General features: G+C 66.9%; 22 protein-coding genes. 13 read left to right on the forward strand and 9 right to left on the reverse strand.

Features of this window, described 5'->3' with window-relative positions:
* Positions 1–33 precede the first annotated feature (33 nt).
* Together GU927_RS03275 and ilvC are read right to left on the reverse strand one after the other, a co-directional pair.
* Entirely contained in the window at positions 34–1,851 is a 1,818-nt protein-coding gene (locus GU927_RS03275; protein ID WP_161760926.1) for a hypothetical protein, read from the reverse strand.
* Positions 1,852–2,007: 156 nt separating this feature from the next.
* Positions 2,008–3,030, reverse strand: a complete 1,023-nt coding sequence (gene ilvC, locus GU927_RS03280) for a ketol-acid reductoisomerase (protein ID WP_101922059.1) — start codon at positions 3,028–3,030, stop codon at positions 2,008–2,010.
* Positions 3,031–3,159: 129 nt separating this feature from the next.
* Between ilvC and GU927_RS03285 the strand changes: the two genes are divergently transcribed.
* The 7 genes from GU927_RS03285 to GU927_RS03315 all read left to right on the forward strand — a co-directional run bounded on the left by GU927_RS03285 (position 3,160) and on the right by GU927_RS03315 (position 8,263).
* Positions 3,160–3,618, forward strand: coding sequence for an Lrp/AsnC family transcriptional regulator (locus GU927_RS03285; RefSeq protein ID WP_161760927.1), 459 nt, complete (start codon positions 3,160–3,162; stop codon positions 3,616–3,618).
* A complete protein-coding gene (locus GU927_RS03290; protein ID WP_161760928.1) occupies positions 3,615–4,073 on the forward strand; it encodes an Lrp/AsnC family transcriptional regulator in 459 nt (152 codons plus the stop codon). Before GU927_RS03285 ends, GU927_RS03290 begins: the two co-directional genes overlap by 4 nt.
* Before the next feature lie 97 nt (positions 4,074–4,170).
* Positions 4,171–4,569, forward strand: coding sequence for a universal stress protein (locus GU927_RS03295; RefSeq protein WP_161760929.1), 399 nt, complete (start codon positions 4,171–4,173; stop codon positions 4,567–4,569).
* Between the two features lie 114 nt (positions 4,570–4,683).
* Positions 4,684–5,124, forward strand: coding sequence for a type II 3-dehydroquinate dehydratase (gene aroQ / locus GU927_RS03300; protein ID WP_161760930.1), 441 nt, complete (start codon positions 4,684–4,686; stop codon positions 5,122–5,124).
* The gene (locus tag GU927_RS03305; RefSeq protein ID WP_161760931.1) at positions 5,121–5,888 is read left to right on the forward strand and encodes an aldolase/citrate lyase family protein; all 768 of its coding nucleotides are present in this window, start codon (positions 5,121–5,123) and stop codon (positions 5,886–5,888) included. Before aroQ ends, GU927_RS03305 begins: the two co-directional genes overlap by 4 nt.
* A gap of 19 nt (positions 5,889–5,907) precedes the next feature.
* Positions 5,908–7,116, forward strand: coding sequence for an AMP-binding protein (locus GU927_RS03310; protein WP_161760932.1), 1,209 nt, complete (start codon positions 5,908–5,910; stop codon positions 7,114–7,116).
* Positions 7,117–7,189: 73 nt separating this feature from the next.
* A complete protein-coding gene (locus GU927_RS03315) occupies positions 7,190–8,263 on the forward strand; it encodes a thiolase family protein (protein ID WP_161760933.1) in 1,074 nt (357 codons plus the stop codon).
* Between the two features lie 99 nt (positions 8,264–8,362).
* Here the strand turns inward: GU927_RS03315 and GU927_RS03320 are convergent, their stop codons facing one another.
* From GU927_RS03320 to GU927_RS03335, 4 genes are all read right to left on the reverse strand, one after another.
* Complete coding sequence (locus GU927_RS03320) at positions 8,363–8,905, reverse strand: biotin transporter BioY (RefSeq protein WP_161760934.1); 543 nt, start codon at positions 8,903–8,905, stop codon at positions 8,363–8,365.
* A 29-nt stretch (positions 8,906–8,934) separates the two neighbouring features.
* Complete coding sequence (locus tag GU927_RS03325; protein WP_161760935.1) at positions 8,935–9,534, reverse strand: energy-coupling factor transporter transmembrane component T family protein; 600 nt, start codon at positions 9,532–9,534, stop codon at positions 8,935–8,937.
* Positions 9,509–10,246: an energy-coupling factor ABC transporter ATP-binding protein gene (locus GU927_RS03330; RefSeq protein WP_161760936.1), complete on the reverse strand. Its 738-nt coding sequence runs from the start codon at positions 10,244–10,246 to the stop codon at positions 9,509–9,511. The genes GU927_RS03325 and GU927_RS03330 overlap by 26 nt, the downstream gene beginning before the upstream one ends.
* Positions 10,247–10,392: 146 nt before the next feature.
* Complete coding sequence (locus tag GU927_RS03335) at positions 10,393–11,670, reverse strand: 4-aminobutyrate--2-oxoglutarate transaminase (protein ID WP_161760937.1); 1,278 nt, start codon at positions 11,668–11,670, stop codon at positions 10,393–10,395.
* Between the two features lie 199 nt (positions 11,671–11,869).
* Here GU927_RS03335 and dprA point away from each other — a divergent pair, with 199 nt between their 5' ends.
* From dprA to GU927_RS03350, 3 genes are all read left to right on the forward strand, one after another.
* Positions 11,870–12,985 carry a DNA-processing protein DprA gene (dprA, locus tag GU927_RS03340; protein ID WP_161760938.1) on the forward strand — a complete coding sequence of 372 codons (1,116 nt, stop codon included), beginning with the start codon at positions 11,870–11,872 and terminating at the stop codon, positions 12,983–12,985.
* Positions 12,986–13,325: 340 nt separating this feature from the next.
* Positions 13,326–15,926: a type I DNA topoisomerase gene (topA, locus tag GU927_RS03345; RefSeq protein ID WP_161760939.1), complete on the forward strand. Its 2,601-nt coding sequence runs from the start codon at positions 13,326–13,328 to the stop codon at positions 15,924–15,926.
* A gap of 88 nt (positions 15,927–16,014) precedes the next feature.
* Complete coding sequence (locus GU927_RS03350; protein ID WP_161760940.1) at positions 16,015–16,653, forward strand: hypothetical protein; 639 nt, start codon at positions 16,015–16,017, stop codon at positions 16,651–16,653.
* A gap of 17 nt (positions 16,654–16,670) precedes the next feature.
* On the opposite strand, the gene choV is transcribed toward GU927_RS03350, so the two are convergent.
* The 3 genes from choV to choX form a co-directional block, all read right to left on the reverse strand.
* The gene (choV, locus tag GU927_RS03355; protein ID WP_161760941.1) at positions 16,671–17,705 is read right to left on the reverse strand and encodes a choline ABC transporter ATP-binding protein; all 1,035 of its coding nucleotides are present in this window, start codon (positions 17,703–17,705) and stop codon (positions 16,671–16,673) included.
* A complete protein-coding gene (choW, locus tag GU927_RS03360; RefSeq protein WP_161760942.1) occupies positions 17,702–18,535 on the reverse strand; it encodes a choline ABC transporter permease subunit in 834 nt (277 codons plus the stop codon). The genes choV and choW overlap by 4 nt, the downstream gene beginning before the upstream one ends.
* 88 nt (positions 18,536–18,623) lie before the next feature.
* Positions 18,624–19,550, reverse strand: a complete 927-nt coding sequence (gene choX, locus GU927_RS03365; protein ID WP_161760943.1) for a choline ABC transporter substrate-binding protein — start codon at positions 19,548–19,550, stop codon at positions 18,624–18,626.
* A gap of 90 nt (positions 19,551–19,640) precedes the next feature.
* Here choX and betI point away from each other — a divergent pair, with 90 nt between their 5' ends.
* Genes betI through GU927_RS03380 form a run of 3 tightly spaced genes read left to right on the forward strand, consistent with a single transcriptional unit; the run spans position 19,641 to position 22,667 of the window.
* Complete coding sequence (gene betI, locus GU927_RS03370; protein ID WP_161760944.1) at positions 19,641–20,225, forward strand: transcriptional regulator BetI; 585 nt, start codon at positions 19,641–19,643, stop codon at positions 20,223–20,225.
* Positions 20,222–21,676, forward strand: a complete 1,455-nt coding sequence (betB, locus tag GU927_RS03375) for a betaine-aldehyde dehydrogenase (protein WP_161760945.1) — start codon at positions 20,222–20,224, stop codon at positions 21,674–21,676. The genes betI and betB overlap by 4 nt, the downstream gene beginning before the upstream one ends.
* Complete coding sequence (locus GU927_RS03380) at positions 21,663–22,667, forward strand: threonine ammonia-lyase (RefSeq protein WP_161760946.1); 1,005 nt, start codon at positions 21,663–21,665, stop codon at positions 22,665–22,667. Before betB ends, GU927_RS03380 begins: the two co-directional genes overlap by 14 nt.
* Positions 22,668–22,680: the final 13 nt, after the last annotated feature.

A 22,680-nucleotide genomic window follows, 5' to 3' on the forward strand; every position in this document is an offset into this window, starting at 1 on the left:
TTGAGATCTTCGGAACCAAGACAGCGCGTAGGTTTAGTATCCGAGAATGTACTGGCGCCCCTTCATTTTCGGGAGCGTCCATGCCGCATGCGTTACCTGCTCTTCGTCTAACTCTACTAGGTACTGCCGATAGCGGTGTTCCGCATATGCAAAACAAGAACTGAATGTTGAGAATCCGGATTTCCACGAGGACAGTTCCATGCAGAACATAAGCACACTATCAAAGAAGTCGTGCGCATTCTCGACAAGATAACGGCCATATTCAGGGCCAGAGCCTGCATGAACGATGCGATTTCGTGCTCGATAGATTCTGTGCAACTGCCATCGAACCATTTCTTCATGAGCTCGGATCTTCCTAGCAGACTTTTTTGTGCTTCTTAGAAGTTCGGCAATCTCCTTGATTCGGTGCTTCAGCAACTCAAAGTCACGGCATCTGTCAAGCAAGTTAAGGAGCGCAGGTTCCGACGCCTTGTCCACCAGTAGGATTATGAAGCGTGTCCTAAGGTCTAACCTCTTGTCGATGCCGGCGATTCTGAGCGAAGACTTAAGCGAATTTCTATCCCACCTGATAATATCAAAGAGTAGATTCACAACAAGGCGGTTGATATAGCCCAGCATGAGTGGAGGTATCACTCTGTCAACTACCTTAGATATGTTTGTGCTGTAGCCTTCGCTTGGCGTCATGGTTTCCAAGCATGTCCAAAGATTGACGATTTGAACATCTGGGTTATCAGAAGACAAACTCATTCCATGAATGTTAACAATGTTATTAAACCTGGACGAGTCTGCGCCAGTATCGAGTGAAATGGAATCATCAAAGCGTTTGAGTACGCTTGAGGCTTTGGTTTGCCGCATATCACGGATGTAGTGCATCTGATTGCGGGGTGCATCGATTGATTTAACTATTCCGCCGCAGCAAGCCTGCTCAACTAAAGCGTAGCTTGTGATCGGGAAGCTTGCCTTGTGGTTGAAAAGCTTAAATAGATTCTCCACCTCTTCAATTTTCATTTTGGCCCGCATTACGGCTGACTCATAGTCAGCAGCTTGGACTCTTGCAAGAATTAGGGTGTCCAAGTCTGTATCGCTTCGTAGTTTCTCTAAGAGTTCGTTGTTAAATGGCTCTTCGTCAGGCATGACAGGGAAAAGACCGTCTTCGCCAGTTCGATCTATGCCGCGGCGCTGCAAAATTGTTGGATCTAAGGCGGCGATATTCGAGTCAACTCCTAAAACAACCCGGAACTGGTGATGGTGCGGGTAGACTAGCCTGCAAAAATCCTTAATGCAAAGTGCATCGTCGATCTGCCGCGTTCCAAAGAAAAAATCGCATACCGTTGAATTAATGTGGTCCCGCGATATGCCTCGCAACTGCAAGGTGGAGCAAAGCTCGCGGGCGCATAGATCTATTTGGTCCTTGCTGTTTGTCGCTGCGAGTTTGATTACTTCCTCGACAAGTTCAGAGATATAATGCTCATCTCCAATTTCGGAGAAAGTAACAGTTAACCTCCGCAGCGTGTCTGTGGTGTTGTGTTCCTTTGAGTCAAAATTTAGCAGGGCATCAAGGTCTATTGTCGAGCAGCGCCTTAAGATTTGATTTCCGCTTATTCGAAATTTAAGTTCATCAAGTATCTTTGCTGCTTTTGAGAGAGCAGCGTTCTTCTTATCATCATCTAGACCTTGTGCCTCCTCGACTAGCTCCATCGCTTCAAATACCAAGCCTCGCAGAGAGATAGTGGCTGATTTGTAACTGTCGAGTGAATAAGGATAGCTCAGTTCGTCTAGGCGTTGCGCGAAGAAGAGCAATCCGCGCATCTCATCAATATTCGTCCAGTTGGCTATCTTTCTATACTTCATGTTGCAGTGCTCAGAATGATTTTCGCGATTTGCAATCTGTAGCAGCGGAAGTGGTCTGTCGGCAACCGCTATGGCTGTGGGGTAGGAGTATAGCTTGCTTAATGAAAAGGGGCGGCCCTCTCGGACCGCCCCCCTGACTCAACCATAACGCGTCGATCAGTTCCGCGCGCGGTCCACCATCTTGCCCTTGGCGATCCAGGGCATCATGGCGCGGAGCTTTTCGCCGACCTTCTCGATCTGGTGCTCGTCGTTGATGCGGCGGGTGGCCTTGAAGAAGGGCTGGCCGACGGCGTTTTCCTGCATGAAGTCGCGCACGAATTTGCCGGTCTGGATGTCGGTCAGCACGGCCTTCATGCGGGCCTTCGTCTCATCGTAGGGCAGGATGCGCGGGCCCGAGACGTATTCGCCGTATTCGGCGGTGTTCGAGATCGAGTAGTTCATGTTCGCGATGCCGCCTTCGTAGATCAGGTCCACGATCAGCTTCACCTCGTGCAGGCATTCGAAATAGGCCATTTCCGGCTCGTAGCCCGCCTCAACAAGGGTTTCGAAGCCCATGCGGATCAGTTCGACGAGGCCGCCGCAGAGCACGGCCTGTTCGCCGAAGAGGTCGGTTTCGCATTCCTGACGGAAGTTCGTCTCGATGATGCCCGAGCGGCCGCCGCCGATGGCGGAGCAGTAGGAGAGGCCGATTTCCATGGCCTTGCCGGTCGCGTCCTGATGGACGGCGACGAGGCAGGGGACGCCGCCGCCCTTGGTGTATTCGCCGCGGACGGTGTGGCCGGGGCCCTTGGGGGCCATCATGATGACGTCGACGCCCTTTTTCGGCTCGATCAGGCCGAAGTGGACGTTCAGGCCATGGGCAAAGGCGATGGCGGCGCCTTCGCGGAGGTTGTCATGGACGTATTGCTTGTAGGTGGCGGCCTGCAGTTCGTCGGGCATGGTGAACATGATGAGGTCGCACCAGGCGGCGGCTTCGGCGATGCCCATGACCTTGAGGCCTTCGGCTTCGGCCTTTTTCGCGGAAGGGGAGCCTTCGCGCAGCGCCACGACGAGGTTCTTGGCGCCGGAGTCGCGCAGGTTCAGGGCGTGGGCGTGGCCTTGGGAGCCGTAGCCGAGGATGGCGACCTTCTTGTCCTTGATGAGGTTCACGTCGCAGTCACGGTCGTAATAAACGCGCATTGGGGCGGTCCTTCGTTTGGTTGATGGCGGCAGGATAGGGGTTTTCGCGCTGCGGGCTGTGCATTGTTTGATGTTTTTGCGGGAATGTGGGAAGGATCATGCGCGGATAGGCGCATAGGTGGATGGATCATGCAACTGGACGAGACGGACCGGCGCATCCTGCGGCATCATCTGGCGGAGCCTGCGCTGCCGCGCGCGGAGCTGGCGGCGCGGGCGGGGGTGACGGTGGCGACGCTGTGGCGGCGGCTGGAGCGGTTGCAGGGGGCGGGGGTGATCCGCGCGGAGCAGGCGGTGATCGACTGGCGCGCGCTGGGATACGGGGTGGAGGTCAGCCTGCGCTTCACGCTGGACAAGACGGACCCGCGGGCCTTTGACGATTTCATCGCGGCGGCGCGGGAGGTGCCGGAGGTTCTGGCGATCGAGACTTTCCTTGGCCGCGTGGATGTGCGGCTGAACGTCATCGCGCGGGACATGGCGCATTATCAGGAGATCTACCGCGCCCGCATCCTGACCCTGCCGCATATCGCGGAGCTGGAGGCGTTGATGCTGATTTCCACCATCAAGGAGCAGGAGGCGCTGCCGCTGTGATCGATCTGGATGATGTGGACCGCGCGATCTGTCGCGCGCTGGCGGGGGATGGCGGGCTGTCGGCGGGCGAGCTGGGGCGGCGGCTGGGGTTGAGCCAGCCTGCGGCGTGGCGGCGGGTCAGGCGGCTGGAGGAGGCGGGGGTGATCGCGGGGCGGCGGGTGGAGGTGGACCGCGCGGCGCTGGGCTTTGGCGTGACGGTGTTTCTGGGGGTGAAGCTGGCGGCGCGGGGGCGGGTTTCACTGGAGGATTTCGAGCGGGCGGTGACGGCCATTCCCGAGGTGCAGGTGGTGCAGCACGTGCTGGGGCTGTTCGATTACCGGCTGCGGGTCGTGGCGCGCGACATCGCGGATTTCGAGCGGGTGCTGCGGCGGCGGATCATGACGCTGCCCGGGGTGGGGAACGTGGAGGCCAATGTCCTGCTGACCGAGGAGCGGCGGCCCGGGCCGCTGGGCTGAGGTCGGGTTTGGCGGTTTCCGCCTGACCTGCGTCAAGGTGCGGCGCTGCGGACGGGTGTAGGATGGCGGGGTCTGGAATTGAACGGAGGATGGAAAGATGTTCCGCAAGATCCTGTGTCCTGTCGACGGGACGGAGCATGCCACGCTGGCGCTGGAGCGGGCAGTGGAGTTGGCCGGAAAATATGGCGCGTCGCTGACGGTCTGCGTGGTCAACGTGGCGCATGGAACGGGGCGCAGCCCCCGCATCAACCACTGGACCGACGAGCAGGTCGCCAAGATCCTGTCCGATGCCGTGGCGCAGGCCAAGGGGGCCGAGACGGTGCAGATCGTGGCGCGCGAGGTGGGGCCTGCCATCGTGCAATATGCCGAGACGGGCGAGTATGACTGCATCGTCATGGGCACCGGTGACAAGCGCGGGCTGTCGCGGCTGATGCTGGGGTCGGTCGCGGCGGATGTGTCGGGGCGGGCGCATTGTTCGGTTCTGGTCGCGCGCTGAGGGCGGTCGGGTATTTCCGCCACGGGCGTTAACGTGTTGCGGCGGGCGGGCTTGTGAGGGGGGTGCGGGCGGGACTATCCTTGCCCGATCCTTAACGCACTGGACCGCCCCGCCGTGACGAAGCCCATCTACATCCTGAACGGACCGAACCTGAACCTGCTGGGTCTGCGCCAGCCCGAAATCTACGGGCGCGAGACGCTGGAGGATGTGGCGGATGCCTGTGCTGCGCTGGCCGAGGAACTGGGTCTTTCGATCCGCTTCCACCAGTCCAACCACGAGGGGCAGATCGTCGACTGGGTGCACGAGGCGCGGTTGCAGGGGGCGGGCATCGTTATCAACCCTGCGGCCTATACCCATACGTCGGTCGCCATCCTTGACGCGCTCAATGCATTCGAGGGGCCGGTGCTGGAGGTCCATATCTCGAACGTGCACAAGCGAGAGGCGTTCCGGCACCATTCCTATGTCAGCTTGCGCGCCGAGGGGGTGATCGCGGGTTTCGGGACGGAAGGCTATCTCTTGGCCCTGCGCCGGATGAAGACGCTGGTGACGACATGATGCTTCCCCAGAACAGGTTCAAGAAGGCGCTGCGCGAGCGGCGCCAGCAGATCGGGCTGTGGAATTCGATCCCCGGCCCGCTGGTGGCAGAGCTTCTGGCGACCTGCGGGTTCGACTGGGTGGTGATCGACACCGAACATGCGGTGACGGATATTCCCGACACGATGGCGATGATGCAGGCCATGGCGCCCTATCGCACCCATGCGGTGGTGCGGCCTGCGGCGAATGATCCGGTGCTGATCAAGCGGGTGCTGGATCTGGGGGCGCAGACGCTGCTTTTGCCCTATGTCCAGACCGCGGAGGAAGCGCGGGCGGCGGTGGCCGCGATCCGCTATGCCCCGCGCGGGATCAGGGGTGTCGCGGGCATGACGCGGGCGAGCGTCTTCGGGCAGGTGGCGGGATACCACCAGCGCGCCGAGGAGGAGTTGTGCCTGATCCTGCAGGTGGAGACGATCGAGGCGCTGGGCCGTGTGCGCGAGATCGCGGCGGTGGACGGGGTGGATGCGCTGTTCATCGGGCCTGCGGACCTTGCGGCCAGCATGGGGCATGTCGGAAATTCCGGCCATCCCGAGGTGGTGGCGGCGATCGAGCTGGGCATCCGCGACATCGTGGCGGCGGGCAAGCCTGCGGGTATCCTGACGCTGGACCATGATTTCGCGCAGCGCTGCATCGGCTGGGGGACCACCTTTACCGCTGTGGGGATGGATATCGCGCTGCTGGCCAATGCGGCGCGGTCCCTGTCGGCGAAGTTCCGGGCCGAGTGAGGCCGTGATGGCGCGGGGGGTGGCGGACAGGTTTCGTCGCCATGCCGCGGCGCGGATTTTCGGGCCGGACGGGGCGGAGGTTCCGGTGGTTGCGGCGGGCGGGGCGGCAGTGATCGCCTCTGCGCCTTGCGGTGCTGCGGTGGCGGCTGCGCTGGCACGGGGGGCGGCGGGGTTGCCGTTCCGCGTGGGGGCGGTGGACTTGCCCGCGCCCGAGGCGGGGGCGCGGCCGGTCTTCGAGACGCTGACATCGGGATCGACGGGGGTGCCGCGGCGGATCAGACGCTCGCAGCGGTCGTGGTGTGCGTCCTTTGCGGTGAACGAGGGGCTGTTCGGGATCGGGGCCGGTGTGCAGGTGGCCGTGCTGGGGCGGATGGAGCATTCGCTGTCGCTTTACGGCGCGCTGGAGGGGGCCTGTCTGGGGGCGGAGGTGCATCTGCTGGCGGGGCTGCGGCCGGATGGGCAGGCGCGCGAGATGGTCGCGCGGCGGGTGGGGGTGGTCTATGGCACGCCCGCGCAGTTGCGGCTGCTGGTCGAGGCGGGGGGCGTGGCGCTGCCCGATCTGCGGCTGGTTCTGGTGGGCGGATCGAAGCTGGACGGGGTGTTGCGGGCGGCGCTGGCGGCGGTGGCGCCGGCGGCCGAGTTGCGCGAGTTCTATGGCGCGGCGGAGGCGAGTTTCGTGACGCTGTCGGATGGCGGTTGTGACGCGGGCAGCGTGGGGCGGCCTTATCCCGGCGTGCGGATCGAGGTGCGGGGGGCGGATGGCGCGGTGCTGGGCCCCGGGGGCGTGGGCGAGGTCTGGGTGCGTTCGCCCTATCTGTGTGACCGCTATGGCGCGCGGGGGACCGGCGTGCTGCGGCGGGGCGGCTGGCTGTCGGTGGGCGAGATGGGCTGGATGGAGCGGGGCGAGCTGTGGCTGGCCGGGCGGCGCGGGCGGATGGTGACGGTGGCGGACCAGAACGTCTTTCCCGAGGAGATCGAGGCGTTTCTGGCGGGGATGGAGGGCGTGCGGCGGGTGGCGGTGCTGCCCAGGGCGGACCTGATGCGGGGGCATGTGCTGGTGGCGGTGATGATGGGGGATGCGGGGCGCGAGGAGGAGATATTGCGCGCGGCGCGGGCGCGGCTGGGGGCGCTGAAGGCGCCGCGGGCGGTGGTGTGGCGGCAGGATTGGCCGGAGCTTGCCTCGGGCAAGACAGACTTGGCGCGGCTGGCGGCGGAGGCGGGGCTGTGAGGGGCCTTGCTGGCGGCGTGGCGCTTGCGGCGCTGCCCTATGGGTATTTGGGCCGAGATGAAGGGGGCGGGTCTTGTCTGCCTGGCTGATCGGGGGGAAACGGACGGCGGTGGTGCCGCGCGGCGGGGCCTTTGCCGCGCTGCGGGTGGAGGATCTGGCGGCGCCGGTGATCGGGGCGCTGCTGGAGGCGGCGGGGATCGCGGCGGATCGGGTGGACGAGGTGATCCTGTCCAACGCCATCGGCCTTGGCGGGAATCCCGCGCGGCGGGTGGCGCTGGCGGCGGGGTTGCCCGAGCGGGTGGCGGGGCTGACCGTGGACCGGCAATGCGCGGGGGGGCTGGATGCGGTGCTGCTGGCGCGGGCGCTGGTGCTGGCGGGGTTGGCCGAAGTGGTGGTGGCGGGGGGGGGGGAGAGCTATTCCACCGCGCCCGAGCGGCGGGTGCGGGGCGGGGCGCTCTATCGGCAGGCGCCCTTCACCCCGTGGCCGGAGCGCGACCCCGACATGGCGGTGGCGGCGGATGCGCTGGGGCGGCGGCTGGGGATTTCGCGGGCGCGGGCGGACGCCTGGGCGGTGGAGAGCCATGCGCGGGCGCTGCGGGCGGATATGGCGGGCGAGATCGTGCCGGTGGCGGGTGTGGTGCACGATCCCTTTGCGCGGGCGCTGACGGGGGCGGTGGCGGCGCGGGCGGCGGTGGTGGCGGGGGATGTGACGGCGGCCAATGCGGCGGTGGCGGCGGACGGGGCGGCCTTTGTCCTTGTGGTGTCCGCGCGGGTGGCGGCTGGTGCCGCGCGGGCGCTGCGGATCGCGGGTGGTGTCACGCGGGGCGGCGTGCCGTGGGAACCGGGGCTGGCGCCTGTGGCGGCGATCGGGGAGGCGCTGGGGGCCTGTGGCCTGCGCGCCGGCGATCTGGAGCGGGCGGAGGTGATGGAGGCCTATGCGGTACAGGCGATCGCCTGTGTCGAGGGGGCGGGGCTGGACCCTGCGCGGGTGAATGTGAAGGGCGGCGCGCTGGCGCGGGGGCATCCGGTGGGGGCATCCGGTGCTGTGCTGGCGGTGCGGATGTTTGCCGATCTGGAGCGCGGGTCGGGGGTGGCTGCCATCGCCTCGGCCGGGGGGATCGGGACGGCGGTGGTGTTCGGGGGGTAGGGCGGAGGCAGGGGGCGCACGCGCCCCCTTTTGGCCTGCGGCCAATTCACCCCCTGTGAGTATTTGGGCCGAGATGAAGGCGCGGCCGTTGCGAACCGGTCAGCCGCGCGACAGGAGCGCGTCGGGGCGCATGCGCGCGATGCCTTGGGTGATGAGCGCGGCGAGGGCCACTTTCAGCAGGTCGCCGGGGAGGAAGGCCGCGACCATGACGGCGGCCTCGGTCAGGGACTTGTCGAGCATCAGGGCAAGGCCCGGGATGCCGAAGGCATAGAGTGCCACCACCCCGCCGAGGAAAGCCCCCAGCGCGGCGGCGGGCAGGATCGCGGTGCGGAGCTTTTCCGTCACCAGACCCGCGACGAAGGCCGCGACGGGGAAGCCAAGGAGGAAGCCCACGGTGGGCGAGGCGAAGACGCCCAGACCACCGCGCCCGCCCGAGAGGAGCGGAAGGCCCACCGCGACCAGCGCGAGGAATAGCAGGACCGCCAGCGCGCCGCGTTTCGCGCCCAGCACCGTGCCGCAGAGCATGATGCCGAGGGATTGCGCGGTGATCGGCACGCCGAAGGGCAGCATCACTTGCGGAACGAAGCCCAGAACCGCGATCAGGGCGGCGAAGAGGGCGATGTGGGAAAGGCTGCGTTCCATGGCGGACTCCTGTTCTTGCGCCGGTCCCCTTAGCCTGCGCCGCCGCGGGCGCGCAAGGATTCGGCCACGTGATCGGCCTCGTCCAGCGCGGCGAGGGCGGCGGGGATCAGGATGCGCCAGCCGGGGCGGCGGGGGCTGCGGGCGGACCATGCGGTGCTGATGGCGTCGATCCGGTCCGACAGGACGGGGATGAAGCGGATGGAGAGCGCGAGGGCCAGCGTCACGCGGCGCATGGGCAGGCCAAGGCGTGCGAGGGGAGCGGCAAGGCGGTCGAGCGTGGCGAGCATGTCTGCGAGCCGCGTCGTCATGGTGACGAGGTTCGCGGCGGCGACGGCGGTGGTCAGGCGCAGGGCGATGGCGGTGCCGCCCGCGATGTCGCCCGTGATCCCGTGCCAGAGGGCGAGGAGGGCGAGGAAGGGCCAGAGCGGGCGGAGCTGGCGCAGGGCCTGCGCGGCGATGGCGGTGCCGAGGGCGAGGTGGGCCATGGCAAGGGCCCCCGCGATTGCGGCGAGGGGGAGGGGCGAGGACAGGCGGAAGAGCAGGATCGTGAAGGCGCAGAGCAGGGCGAGTTTCAGCCCCGCGGGCAGGCGGTGCAGGGGCGTTTCAACGGGGGAGGTGAGGGTCAGCATCGGCCTCTCCCAATCTGGCCATTTCGGCGGTGAAGGCGGGCAGGACGGTGCCGGGCGGGCCGTCGGCGCGCAGGCGGCCTGCGTCGAGCCAGAGGATGCGGTCGCAGGTGGCGACGGCGGCGGGGGCGTGGCTGATGGTGATCAGGCGCTGCGGCAGGGCGGCAAGGCGGCGGGTCAGCCGCGCGGCGGTGGGCAGGTCGAGCGCTGCGAAGGGTTCGTCGAGAAGGATGGTGCGCGGCTGCATCAGCAGGACCGAGAGCAGGCAGAGCCATTGCCGCTGCCCCTGCGAGAGGGTCGAGACGGGCAGGTCAGCCCAATCGGCGCGGCCCTCGGCGGCGAGGGCGGCGCGGGCGCGGGGTTCGGCGTCGGCATGGCCCTGCTGGCGCAGGCCGAAGGCCAGCTCCTCGGCCACGGTGGGGAAGAGGATCTGCTGGTCGGGATTCTGGAAGAGGATCCCGATATGGGTAAGCATCCCCTTGCGGTCGCGGGCGGGGTCGATGCCGTCGACGGTGACGCGGCCGGAGGTGGGGGCGATCAGCCCGGCGATCAGGCGCAGGAGGGTGGTCTTGCCCGATCCGTTCTGCCCGATGATGCCGATGCGGGATTCGGTCAGGGTCAGGGTCAGGTCGGACAGGATGGGCTTGCCGCGGATGGCGAAGGACGCGCCCGAAAGGACGATGCCCTGATCCGTCTGTGCGCCAACCCCTGCCATGCCCCGCGATTAGCGCAAGCGAAAGGGCCGTTCCAGAAGAAACGGCCCTGTGCATTTTCCGTCCGGAAATATCCCGTGGGTCGGCCATCGGATTCGCCATCGGTACAAGAACCGATGGCAGACGGGGCTGGCCCCCGCGGCCGGCATCAGCCCTGACGCGCCGCCGCTACGGACTCTTCGAGGATGTCCATCGCCTCGGCGAAGTGGGCGTCGGGGATTGTGATCGGCGCGAGGAAGCGGATCACGTTGCCGTAGACGCCGCAGGTCAGCAGGATCAGGCCACGCTTCAATGCCTCCATCCGGACGCGGCCGGTGAAGCCCGCGTCGGGTTCCTTGCTGGACGGGTTGGCGAATTCGACGGCGACCATGAAGCCCGGGCCGCGGATGTCGATGATTTCCGGGGTGGTGGAGCGGATCGATTCCAGCCGCTGCTTCAGGCGCGAGCCCAGTTCGTTGGCGCGGGCGCAGAGCTGTTCTTCCTCGATCACGTCCAGCACGGCGTGGGAGGCCGCGATGCCCAGCGGGTTGCCCGCATAGGTGCCGCCAAGGCCGCCGGGGTTGGCGGCGTCCATGAGTTCCGCGCGGCCGGTCACGGCGGCGAGGGGCAGGCCACCCGCAAGGCCCTTGGCCATGGTCGTCAGGTCGGCGGCGACGCCGTGCATCTGCATGGCAAAGAGGTTGCCGGTGCGGGCAAAGCCGGTCTGCACCTCGTCCGCGATCATGACGATGCCGTGCTTGTCGCAGAGCGCGCGGATGGCGCGGACAAGGTCGGTCGGCGCCTCATAGAAGCCACCCTCGCCCTGCACGGGCTCGAAGATGATGGCGGCGACGCGGGCGGGGTCGAGGTCGGCCTTGAAGAGCTTTTCGATGCCCTTCATCGAATCCTCGGTGGAAATGCCGTGCGGGCCCATCGGGAAGGGGACGTGGAAGACATCGGGCATCATGGCGCCGAAGCCCTTTTTATAGGGTTCGACCTTGCCGGTCAGCGACATGCCCATGAAGGTGCGCCCGTGGAAGCCGCCGCCGAAGGCGATGACGGCGTTGCGGCCCGTGGCGATGCGGGCGATCTTGATCGCGTTCTCGCAGGCTTCGGCCCCGGTCGTCACGAAGATCGTCTTCTTCTGGAAGTCGCCCGGAACGGCGGCGTTCAGGCGTTCGGCAAGGCGGATGTAATTCTCGTAAGGCAGGACCTGATGGCAGGTGTGCGTGAAGCGCGACATCTGTTCTGTCACGGCAGCCATGACCTTGGGGTGGCAATGGCCGGTGTTCACCACGGCGATGCCGGCGGCGAAGTCGATGTAGCGGTTGCCCTCGATATCCCAGATTTCCGCGTTCTTGGCGCGGTCGGCGTAGATCTGGGTCATCATGCCCACGCCGCGGGAGATGGCTTCATCCCGGCGGCGGGCGACTTCGGCATTCTGCATGGCAAGCTCCATCATGCGGGGTCCGGTGCGGACCCGTAAATTGCGGCGCATTTGATCAAACTTTGCGTCAGGCTTCAATGCGGAAGGCGACGGGGCGTCGGGATTTTCCGTCAGGAAAGTCCGAAGTGAGCATTGCGGTTTACCGGACATTAAGGAGTCGGGAGCAGGATCGGGGGAACGGTCGGCAGAAGGTGGCCAGATGCGCGATTTTCAGGAGGACGATCCGCTGGACCGGCTGCGGCTGATCCGGTCGCGGCGGGTGGGGGCGGTGACATTCCACCGGCTGGTGGCAGAGCACGGGTCGGTGGCGGCGGCGCTGGCCGCGTTGCCCGATGTGGCGCGTGCGGCGGGGGTGGAGGACTATTCCCCCTGTCCGGTCGAGGTGGCGCGGCACGAGATGGCGCAGGCGCGCATCGCGGGGGCGCGTATGCTGGTGCCCGGGGACGGGGTCTATCCGGCGCTGCTGGCGCAGATGGCAGATGCGCCGCCCGTGCTGTGGCTGCGGGGCGATGCCGGCGTGCTGGCGCGGCCGATGGTGGCGATGGTGGGGGCGCGCAATGCCTCGTCGCTGGGTCTGCGGATGGCGCGGCGGCTGGCGGCGGGGCTGGCGGCGGCGGGGCAGGTCGTGGTGTCGGGTCTGGCGCGCGGTATCGATGCCGAGGCGCATGAGGCGGCGCTGGAGACCTGCACGGTGGCGGTGATGGCGGGGGGCGTCGATGTCGTCTACCCCGAGGAACATGCGGGGCTTGCCGCGCGGATCGCGGCAAAGGGCGCGCTGTTGTCGGAGCAGCCGATGGGCACGGTGCCGCAGGCGCGGCATTTCCCGCTGCGCAACCGGATCGTGGCGGGGCTGTCGCGGGCGGTCGTGGTGGTGGAGGCTGCGTCGCGGTCGGGGTCGCTGATCACGGCGCGGGATGCGCTGGATCTGGGGCGCGAGGTGATGGCGGTGCCGGGCCATCCCTTCGATGCGCGGGCGGCGGGGTGCAACATGCTGATCCGCGACGGGGCGGTGCTGGTGCGCGGTCCGGCCGATGTTCTGGAAACGCTGGGGATGCAGGCGGTTCCCGTGGCGGCAGAGCCGGAGGTGCCCGCGCCCGCGCCGCTGCCCGGACCGGTGCCCGCACGCCGCCCGCTGGCCGAGATCGCGGCGCTGCACGGGGCGATCCTTGCGCGGCTGGGGCCAAGTCCGATGGCGGAGGATGCGCTGATTCGCGATCTGGCGATTCCGGCGGGGGCGGTGGCGCAGGCGCTGGTGGCGCTGGAGATGGAGGGGCAGGTGATCCGGCACGCGGGCGGGATGCTGGCGCGCGGCTAGGGCATGGCACCTGCGGGCGCATCTACAGGCGTGTGGCGGTGAGGGGGATGGCGGCGCCGTCCTCATGGGAAGGGGCAATCGGGGGCGGCGGCCTCGACCCGCGCGGTCGGGATGCAGGGCGGGCGGAGGTTCCGACCTGTGCGTTTGAGGCAGGCGCTGGAAGTTGGCGCTCCGTTTCTTCTCTGTCCAAATATCCTCGGGCGGTGCGGGCGGCAGACGGCCCCTCGCCGCGACGCAAGGGCCTGCGCGGCGGGCCCTGTCATCTGGCTGCATTGACAAGGGCAGGGGTTCGCCCACATGTTGCCGCGCTGTTGTTCGGGGCGGATTGGAAGGATATTTGATGGCTGTCGTCGTTGTGGAAAGCCCGGCCAAGGCGAAGACCATCAACAAGTATCTCGGGTCCGATTTCACGGTTCTGGCCTCTTACGGACATGTCCGCGACCTGCCCGCCAAGGATGGGTCTGTCGATCCCGAGCAGGATTTCCGCATGGAATGGGAAGTCGCGCCCGAGTCGAAGAAGCATGTCCGCGCGATTGCCGAGGCGTTGAAATCCGACGACACGCTGATCCTTGCCACCGACCCCGACCGCGAGGGCGAGGCGATCTCGTGGCATCTGAAGGAGGCGCTGGCCTCGTCCATCAAGAAGGGCAAGAAGGTCTCGCGCGTGACCTTCAACGCGATCACCAAGGATGCGGTGACCAAGGCGATGCAGGAACCGCGCGAGGTGGACGAGGCACTGGTCGATGCCTATCTGGCGCGGCGCGCGCTGGACTATCTGGTGGGGTTCACCCTGTCGCCCGTGCTGTGGCGCAAGCTGCCGGGGGCGAAATCGGCGGGGCGGGTGCAGTCGGTCTGCCTGCGCCTGATCGTCGAGCGCGAGATGGAGATCGAGGCCTTCCGCGCGCAGGAATACTGGACGGTGAAGGCGGTGCTGGTCACCCCGCGCGGGCAGGAGTTCGAGGCGGGGCTGACGGTTCTGGGCGGGAAGAAATTGTCGAAATTCGACATTCCGACGGCCGAGGCGGCGGAATTGGCGGTGCGGGCTGTCACTTCCCGGACATTGGCGGTGAAATCGGTGGAGGCGAAGCCTGCCACGCGCAACCCGTTCCCGCCCTTCATGACATCGACCCTGCAGCAGGAGGCGAGCCGGAAATACGGCATGGGCGCCAAGGCCACGATGAGTGCCGCACAGCGGCTCTATGAGGCGGGGCACATCACCTATATGCGGACCGACGGCATCGACATGGCGCCCGAGGCGGTGATGGCCGCGCGGGACGAGATCAAGCGGCGGTTCGGGGCGAATTACGTGCCCGACAGCCCCCGCATGTACAAGAACAAGGCCAAGAACGCGCAGGAGGCGCATGAATGCATCCGCCCGACCGACATGTCGGCGGGCCCCGAAAAGCTGCGTCTGGTCGAGGCGGACCAGAGGAAGCTTTACGAGCTGATCTGGAAGCGGACCATCGCCAGCCAGATGGCGGCGGCGCGGCTGGAGCGGACGGCGGTGGATGTGGGAAGCGCGGATGGCGAGGTGATGCTGCGTGCCAACGGGCAGGTGGTGCTGTTCGACGGCTTCCTTGCCGTCTATGACGAGGGCCGCGACGACGATGGCGAGGATGAGGGCCGCCTGCCGCAGGTGATGCAGGGCGAGGCGGTGGACAAGCGGGGCGTCGCGCCCGAGCAGCATTTCACCCAGCCCCCGCCGCGCTATACCGAGGCGACGCTGGTCAAGCGGATGGAAGAGCTGGGGATCGGGCGGCCGTCCACCTATGCCAGCATCATCGGCACGATCCAGGACCGCGAATATGTCAGGAAGGACAAGAACCGCCTGATCCCCGAGGACAAGGGGCGGCTGGTGACGGCCTTCCTGACCAACTACTTCCGCCGCTATGTCGATTTCGACTTCACCGCCGCGCTGGAGACGCAGCTGGACGACGTGTCTGCGGGCGAGCGGGATTACAAGGAGGTGCTGTCGCAGTTCTGGCGCGATTTTTCCGCCGCGATTGCGGAAACCGCCGATCTGCGCATCGGCGAGGTGCTGGAGAAGATCGACGATTTCCTTGCGCCGCATCTCTACCCCGCGCGGGCGGATGGCAGCGACCCGCGGTCCTGCCCTGTCTGCGGCAACGGGCGGCTGCATCTGAAGACGGCGCGGTCGGGCGGGGCCTTCATCGGCTGCGGGAATTATCCCGAATGCCGCTATACCCGCCCCATCGGTGGCGGGGACGAGGGCGGCGCGATTTCCGCAGATGGCACGGTCTTGGGCCATGATGACGACGGCCAGCCCATCACGCTGCGCGCGGGGCGGTTCGGGCCTTATGTCCAGAAGGGCGAGGCGAGCGAGGCCAATCCCAAGCCGCCGCGGGCCAGCCTGCCCAAGGGGTGGTCGCCGGAGTCGATGAACCTTGAGCGGGCGCTGCAACTGCTGAACCTGCCGCGTCCCATCGGGCCGCATCCGGCGGATGGCGTTCTGGTCGAGGCGGGGATCGGGCGGTTCGGGCCTTATGTGAAGCACGGCACGGTCTATGCCAACATTCCGGATGTGGAGGAGGTCTTCACCATCGGGATGAACCGCGCGGTCGAGGTTCTGGCGCAGAAGGCGACGCGGGGGCGGGGGGCGAGTGCGCCTGCCGGTCCGCTTCGGGTTCTGGGCGAGCATCCCGATGGCGGCGAGGTGCAGGTGATGCCCGGCAAATACGGGCCCTATGTGAAATGGGCGAAGGTCAATGCCACCCTGCCCAAGGGGGTGGAGCCCGAGGCCGTGACGCTGGACGAGGCGCTGGTCCTGATCGCGGAAAAGGCGGGCAAGTCGGGCGGCAAGAAGGCCAAGGCGCCCGCGAAGAAGGCGGCGGCGGCACCGGCCAAGAAGGCGGCGGCCAAGAAGGCACCTGCAAAGAAGGCGGCAGCCAAGCCCAAGGCAAAGGCCGCGACAGCGGAATAGGGCGCAGGTCGGGGGGCGCAGGTCGGGGGGTGACGGCGGCAGCGCGCGTGATAGGCTGCGCGCTGTGATGTCAACCAGTGGATTTCCCATGCGTCTGTCCGTTGCCGCCCTTGTCGGGCTTGTCTCTGCCCCCGCCCTTGCCTTCGAGCCCGGTTCGCTGGGCGACCATTACCGCGATACCGGCCATGTTCAGGGCTGCACCGAGGGGGGCGAATTGCCCGCCTGCACGATCATCGCGGGCGGGTCGCAATTCGTGGTGCCGCTGGACGGGCCGACCCCGCCCGAGGTGATGGCAACGCTGCGCGCCATGGCGCCGCTGACCTATGTGGAATTCCGCGGCGATATCCTGAACGTCTTTGATTCCCATGCCGAATTCGCGCTGGGCGCGATTGCCGCGGCGGATGCGGCCGGCGATCCGCACGGGCGGACGCTGCGCGCGATGCAGGGGGAATGGGTGTCGGCCGAGGATGCAAAGGCGCGGGTCAGGGTCGAGGGGTTGGTCTGGACCGATCTCTATGACGGGGAAGAGGTCGCCGCTTCCGTCATCTCGCTGGGCGAGGGCTGTTCGGATGGCAGTGAGGCGGCGGGCGAGGTGATGGAGCTGTTCGCCATCGGGTCGCTGGACGCGGGGTCGCTGTGCTATTCCGGCCTTGTGGTGGACGCGGACCGGATGGAGGCCACCTATACGGCGCGCGGCAACACGCTGGTCTTTACCGCCGTGAAGTGAGCGCGGCCGCGCGGGGGTCAGGCCCCGCGCGGGTCGATCAGGCGGGCCATGACATCGGCGGCGCGGATGGCACCGACGGGCTGGCCTGCCTCGGTGACGGTCAGGTCGGTGGCCCCGTCGCGCAGCATCTCCATCACCGCGCGGACGGGGGTTTCGGCATCGATGGCGCGGCCCGTGGCGGTGGCGCCTTTGGCCATGACATCCCGCGCGGTCAGGACGCCCAGCGGGTTCATGTGCGCCACGAAATCGGCCACATACTCCGACACAGGATTGGCGATGATGTCCCGCGCGGTGCCGCATTGCACGATGCGCCCGCCTTCCATCAGCGCGATGCGGTTGCCGATCTTGAACGCCTCGTCAAGGTCATGGCTGACGAAGACGATGGTGCGTTTGAGTTTCGCCTGAAGGTCGAGGAGTTCGTCCTGCAGGCGCGCGCGGATCAGCGGGTCGAGGGCCGAGAAGGGTTCGTCCATCAGCAGGATGGGCGCGTCGGTGACGAAGGCGCGGGCAAGGCCCACGCGCTGCTGCATGCCCCCCGACAACTCGCCCACCTTGCGGTCGGCCCATTGCGTGAGGTTCACCAACGCAAGCTGTTCGTCCACCTTGGCGCGGCGACCTTCGGGCGGGATGCCGGCGAGTTCGAGGCCGAGGCCGACGTTTTCGCGCACCGTACGCCACGGCAGAAGGCCGAATTGCTGGAACACCATGGCGATGCGCGACAGGCGCAGCTTGCGCAGGGTGTCGGGGTCAGCCTTGGTGACGGACACCATGCGGTCGCCGTCCCAGACCCGCACCTCGCCCCGCACCACGGGGTTCAGGGCGTTCACCCCGCGGAGCAGGGTGGATTTGCCCGAACCGGACAGGCCCATGAGGACGAGGATCTCGCCCTCGGCCACGTTCAGGGTGCAGTCATGGACGCCCAGCACCTGCCCTGTGGCAGTCTGCACCTCGGCCCGCGATTTGCCTTCGTCCATCAGGGGAAGGGCGCGGTCGGGGTTGTCGCCGAAGACGATGGAGACGCGGTCGAATTCTACGGCATTGCGCGCGGTCATTGGCGGGTCACCCGGAGCATGCGGTCAAGAAGGATGGCGACGACGACGATGATGAAGCCGGATTCGAAGCCGAGCGCGGTGTTGACCGAGTTCAGCGCCCGCACCACCGGCACGCCGAGGCCGTTCGCGCCGACGAGGGCCGCGATCACGACCATCGACAGCGACAGCATGATGGTCTGGTTCAGGCCCGCCATGATTTGCGGGAAGGCGTAGGGAAGTTCGACCTTCCACAGCCGCTGGCGCGGGGTGGCGCCGAAGGCGGTGGCGGCCTCCAACAGGGCCTGCGGGGTGGTGGAGATGCCCAGATGCGTCAGGCGGATGGGGGCGGGCAGGACGAAGATCACCGTGGCGATCAGGCCCGGCACCATGCCCAGACCGAAGAAGACGATGGCGGGGATCAGGTAGACGAAGGTGGGCAGCGTCTGCATCAGGTCGAGGATCGGGACCAGCGCCTGATAGAGCCGCGGGCGGTGGGCCGCGGCGATGCCGATCGGCACGCCCAGCCCCATGCAGACCACGCAGGAGGCGAGGATGAGGGTCAGGCTTTCGGTGGTTTCTTCCCAATACCCCTGGTTGAGGATGAAGAGGAACCCGAGCAGAACGCCGAGGCAGACCTTCCACGACCGTTGCAGATACCATGTCAGGGCAAGGAAGGCCGCGACGATGATCAGGGGATGGGGCGATTGCAGCACCCAGAGGATACCCGCGATCATGCCTTCCATCACCACCGATATGGCGTCGAAAAGCGGGCCGAGATGGGTGTTCATCCAGTCGAAGACGGCCTTGGCCGCCTTGCCCACGGGTATCTTGTGATCGGTCAGCCACTCCATCCGCAGCCTTCCCCCTTCATCTCGGAAACAAATACTCCGCGGGGGTCCGGGGGCGCGAAGCCCCCGGGGTCGCCGCGGAGAGGACCGTTTATTGCAGCGCGGCCGCGACGGCGGCCTTGGCGTCGCCGCCGTCCTTGGTCGTCACGCCGTCGAGCCACGGTTCCCACGCGCCGGTATTGGCGGCAAGCCATGCCTTGGCCGCATCGCGCGGGTCTTCGCCCGCGTCCGAGATGGCGGACATGATCTCGTTCTCCATCTGCAGCGAGAAGACGAGGTTCTGCAGCAGTTTGCCGGTATTCGGGCATTCCGCGACATAGCCCTTGCGGGTGTTGGTGTAGATCGTCGCCGCGCCGAAGTCGGCCCCGAAGAGCGCGTCGCCGCCGGTCAGGTAGGTCAGCTTGAAGTTGGCGTTCATCGGGTGGGGTTCCCAGGCGAGGAAGACGATGGGTTCGCCCGCCTCGGTCTTGCTGGCCACTTCGGCGAGCATGCCCTGTTCCGAGGATTCCACCAGTTCGAAGCCGTCCATCCCGTAATCGGGCGAGTTGATCGCCTCGAGCACCAGACGGTTGCCGTCATTGCCCGGCTCGATGCCGTAGATTTCGGCGCCGAGCGCGTCCTTGTGGTCCTTGATCTTGGTGAAGTCGGTGATGCCGAGCGCGGCCCCGTGTTCGTTGGTGGCAAGCGTGTATTTCGCGCCTTCGAGGTTGGCGCGGACGGTGTCGACGGTGCCCGCGTCACGGTAGGGGGCGATGTCGGCCTCCATCGAGGGCATCCAGTTGCCCAGGAAAACGTCGATGTCGCCTTCGGCAAGGCCGGTATAGGTGACGGGGACGGAGAGGACCTTCGTCTCGGTCTCGTATCCCAGCGCCTCGAGGACGAGGGTCGTGGCGGCGGTGGTGGCGGTGATGTCCGTCCAGCCCACGTCCGAGAAGATGACCTTGTCGCAGCCTTCCGCAGCGACAGCACTGGCCAGCGCCAAGGTGGCGGCACTTGCAAGAAGGGTGGATTTCAGCATGTCGACCTCCCAGTCGGTTTTTGTTGATTGACGAGTCAATAGACTTCACGCTTACTCGGTTTGGCAAGGATTTTTTGAGGCCGCACCGCTATGCCGAAGCTTGGAATGGAGCCTATCCGCAAGGCGGCGCTTGTGAAAGCGACGATCAGCGAGATCGGGCGCGTGGGGTCGCTGGACGTCACGGTCAGCCAGATCGCCAAGCGCGCGGGCATGTCGAGCGCGCTGGCGCATCATTATTTCGGGTCGAAGGACGAGATTTTTCTGGCCGCCATGCGGCATGTCCTGACGCTTTACGGGGCCGAGGTGCGGGGGGCGCTGGCGGTGGCGACGGGGCCCGAGGCGCGGCTGCGGGCGATTCTGGCCGCCAGTTTCAGCGCGGGGAATTTCCGGCGCGAGGTGGTGGGGGCGTGGCTGAATTTCTACGTTCTGGCCCAGACCGTGCCCGAGGCAAAGCGTCTGCTGGCGGTCTATCAGAGGCGGCTGCGGTCGAACCTGCTGGTCTGTCTGCGGCCGCTTGCAGGCGCGCGGGCGCATGAGGTGGCCGAGGGGCTGGGCGCGCTGATCGACGGGCTTTATCTGCGCGAGGTGCTGAAAAGCGGGCCGCCCGATGCGGCGGCGGCGGTGGCGACGGCGCTGGACTATCTGGATGTTCAACTGAAGGGGCGGGGTGCATGAAGGCGCAACCGAAGGCGAGCCATTTTGTCGATGGTGCCTATGTCGAGGACAAGGCAGGGGCTGCGATCGAAGTGGTCTATCCGGCCACGGGCGAGGTGATTGCGGTCGTGCACGAGGCGACGGCTGCGGTGGTGGAGCGGGCCTTGGCATCCGCCAAGCGGGCGCAGGCGGATTGGGCGGCGATGAAGCCGGTGGAGCGGTCGCGCATCCTGCGCCGCGCGGCGGATATCATCCGCGCGCGGGGGGACGAGCTGGCGCGGCTGGAGACGCTGGACACCGGCAAGCCCATTCAGGAGACGGTGGTGGCGGACTGGCCGAGCGGGGCTGACGCGCTGGAATGGTTCGCGGGGCTGGCGCCCACGGTGACGGGCGAGACGGTGCCGCTGGGGCGCGATTTCGTCTATACGATCCGCGAGCCCTTGGGCGTCTGTGTCGGCATCGGGGCGTGGAACTATCCCAGCCAGATCGCCTGCTGGAAGGCCGCGCCGGCTTTGGCCCTTGGCAATGCGATGGTGTTCAAGCCGTCGGAGGTGACGCCGCTGGGCGCGTTGAAGCTGGCCGAGATCCTTGTCGAGGCGGGCTTGCCTGCGGGGCTGTTCAACGTCGTGCAGGGGCGGGGTGCGGTGGGGGCCGCGCTGGTCACGGATTCGCGGGTGGCCAAGGTGTCGCTGACGGGGTCGGTGCCGACGGGGCGCAAGGTCTATGCCGCGGCGGCGGATGGCGTGCGGGCCGTGACGATGGAACTGGGCGGCAAGTCCCCGCTGGTCGTGTTCGACGATGCGAGCGTCGAGGATGCGGTGGGCGCGGCGATGCTGGGGAATTTCTATTCCGCGGGGCAGGTCTGTTCCAACGGCACGCGGGTATTCGTGCAGAAGGGGATCAAGGAGCGGTTCCTTGCGCGGCTGGCCGAGCGGACGGCGGGGATCGTTCTGGGCGATCCCTTGGACGAGGCGACGCAGATGGGGCCGCTGGTGAGTGCGGTGCAGCTGGACAAGGTGCTGGGCTATATTGCCACGGCAAAGGCTGAGGGCGCGCGGCTGGTGACGGGGGGCGGGCGCGCGGCGCCGAATACCGGCTTCTATGTGCAGCCCACGGTGTTCGCGGATGTAACCGACGCCATGACCATCGCGCGGGAAGAGGTGTTCGGCCCCGTGATGGCGGTCCTCGATTTCGAGACCGAGGAGGAGGTCGTCGCGCGGGCGAATGACACCGAATTCGGGCTGGCGGCGGGGGTGTTCACGGCGGACCTGACGCGGGCGCATCGGGTAATTGCAAAGCTGGAGGCGGGAACCTGCTGGATCAACGCCTATAACCTGACGCCGGTCGAGGGGCCCTTCGGCGGGTCCAAGATGTCGGGCGTGGGGCGCGAGAACGGGCGCGCGGCGGTGGAGCATTACACGCAGGTGAAGTCCGTCTATGTGGGGATGGGGCCGGTGGATGCGCCCTATTGACCTGCCCAGCCCTGCGCGGATCGTCGCGGCGCATGAGGGCGTGCGGGGGATCGTGCGCCGCACGCCCCTGCTCGAGTCCCATGTGCTGGCCGAGGAGTGCGGGGCGGCGCGGGTTTTCGTGAAGGCGGAAGGCTTGCAGCGGACGGGGTCGTTCAAGCTGCGTGGCGCGCTGTGGCGGCTGATGCAACTGGACGCGGCGGCGCGGGCGCGGGGGGTGGTGGCGTTTTCCTCGGGCAATTTCGCGCAGGGGCTGGCGGCGGCGGGGCGTGAGCTGTCGGTGCCGGTGACCATCGTGATGCCCGTCGATGCGCCCGAGGCGAAGCGGCGCGCGACCGAGGCATTGGGGGCGGAGGTCGTGCTGTCGCATCATGGCGACGCCCCGCGCGAGGTGGTGGCGGCGGCGATGGCGCGCGATCTGGCCGCGGCGCGGGGGTTGGTGTTGCTGCATCCTTTCGATGATCCGGATGTAATTGCAGGGCAGGGCACGGCAGGGATCGAGGCGCTGGCGCAGATGGCCGGCGCCGTGCCCGAGGTCGTGGTCTGTCCGGTGGGCGGGGGCGGATTGACGGGGGGTGTCGCGCTGGCGGTGCGGGATGCCTGTCCCGATGCGGCGATCTGGGGGGCCGAGCCCGAGGGGTATGACGGCATGGGCCGGTCGCTGCGGGCGGGTGAACGGGTGGCAGCGGCGGGCGGGCCGACGGTCTGTGACGCGCTGCAGGCGCCGGTTCCGGGCGAGGCGACCTTTGCCGCCTGCCGCGCGGCAGGGGTGCGCGGGGTGACGGTGGATGATGCCGCGGTGGTGCAGGCCATGTCGCGCGCCTTCGAGGTGTTGAAGCTGGTGCTGGAACCGTCGGGGGCGGTGGGACTGGCTGCCGTGCTGTCGGGGGCGGTGCCGGTGGCGGGCAGGACGGTGCTGGTCGTCGCCTCGGGCGGGAACATCGCCTTTGACCGCTTTGCCGAATGTCTGGCGATGGCAATGCGGAAGAACTGAAGAAAAAGAAGGA

The sequence above is a fragment of the Paragemmobacter amnigenus genome (genome assembly GCF_009908265.2).
GTDB classification, from domain to species: domain Bacteria; phylum Pseudomonadota; class Alphaproteobacteria; order Rhodobacterales; family Rhodobacteraceae; genus Paragemmobacter; species Paragemmobacter amnigenus.

Coding starts and splice junctions, on each gene's coding strand:
- GU927_RS03275 (WP_161760926.1), bottom strand. CDS start 1,851: ATGAAGTATAGAAAGATAGCCAACTGGACGAATATTGATGAGATGCGC.
- ilvC (WP_101922059.1), bottom strand. CDS start 3,030: ATGCGCGTTTATTACGACCGTGACTGCGACGTGAACCTCATCAAGGAC.
- GU927_RS03285 (WP_161760927.1), top strand. CDS start 3,160: ATGCAACTGGACGAGACGGACCGGCGCATCCTGCGGCATCATCTGGCG.
- GU927_RS03295 (WP_161760929.1), top strand. CDS start 4,171: ATGTTCCGCAAGATCCTGTGTCCTGTCGACGGGACGGAGCATGCCACG.
- GU927_RS03305 (WP_161760931.1), top strand. CDS start 5,121: ATGATGCTTCCCCAGAACAGGTTCAAGAAGGCGCTGCGCGAGCGGCGC.
- GU927_RS03320 (WP_161760934.1), bottom strand. CDS start 8,905: ATGGAACGCAGCCTTTCCCACATCGCCCTCTTCGCCGCCCTGATCGCG.
- GU927_RS03325 (WP_161760935.1), bottom strand. CDS start 9,534: ATGCTGACCCTCACCTCCCCCGTTGAAACGCCCCTGCACCGCCTGCCC.
- GU927_RS03330 (WP_161760936.1), bottom strand. CDS start 10,246: ATGGCAGGGGTTGGCGCACAGACGGATCAGGGCATCGTCCTTTCGGGC.
- GU927_RS03335 (WP_161760937.1), bottom strand. CDS start 11,670: ATGCAGAATGCCGAAGTCGCCCGCCGCCGGGATGAAGCCATCTCCCGC.
- dprA (WP_161760938.1), top strand. CDS start 11,870: ATGCGCGATTTTCAGGAGGACGATCCGCTGGACCGGCTGCGGCTGATC.
- topA (WP_161760939.1), top strand. CDS start 13,326: ATGGCTGTCGTCGTTGTGGAAAGCCCGGCCAAGGCGAAGACCATCAAC.
- GU927_RS03350 (WP_161760940.1), top strand. CDS start 16,015: ATGCGTCTGTCCGTTGCCGCCCTTGTCGGGCTTGTCTCTGCCCCCGCC.
- choV (WP_161760941.1), bottom strand. CDS start 17,705: ATGACCGCGCGCAATGCCGTAGAATTCGACCGCGTCTCCATCGTCTTC.
- choW (WP_161760942.1), bottom strand. CDS start 18,535: ATGGAGTGGCTGACCGATCACAAGATACCCGTGGGCAAGGCGGCCAAG.
- choX (WP_161760943.1), bottom strand. CDS start 19,550: ATGCTGAAATCCACCCTTCTTGCAAGTGCCGCCACCTTGGCGCTGGCC.
- betI (WP_161760944.1), top strand. CDS start 19,641: ATGCCGAAGCTTGGAATGGAGCCTATCCGCAAGGCGGCGCTTGTGAAA.
- betB (WP_161760945.1), top strand. CDS start 20,222: ATGAAGGCGCAACCGAAGGCGAGCCATTTTGTCGATGGTGCCTATGTC.
- GU927_RS03380 (WP_161760946.1), top strand. CDS start 21,663: ATGCGCCCTATTGACCTGCCCAGCCCTGCGCGGATCGTCGCGGCGCAT.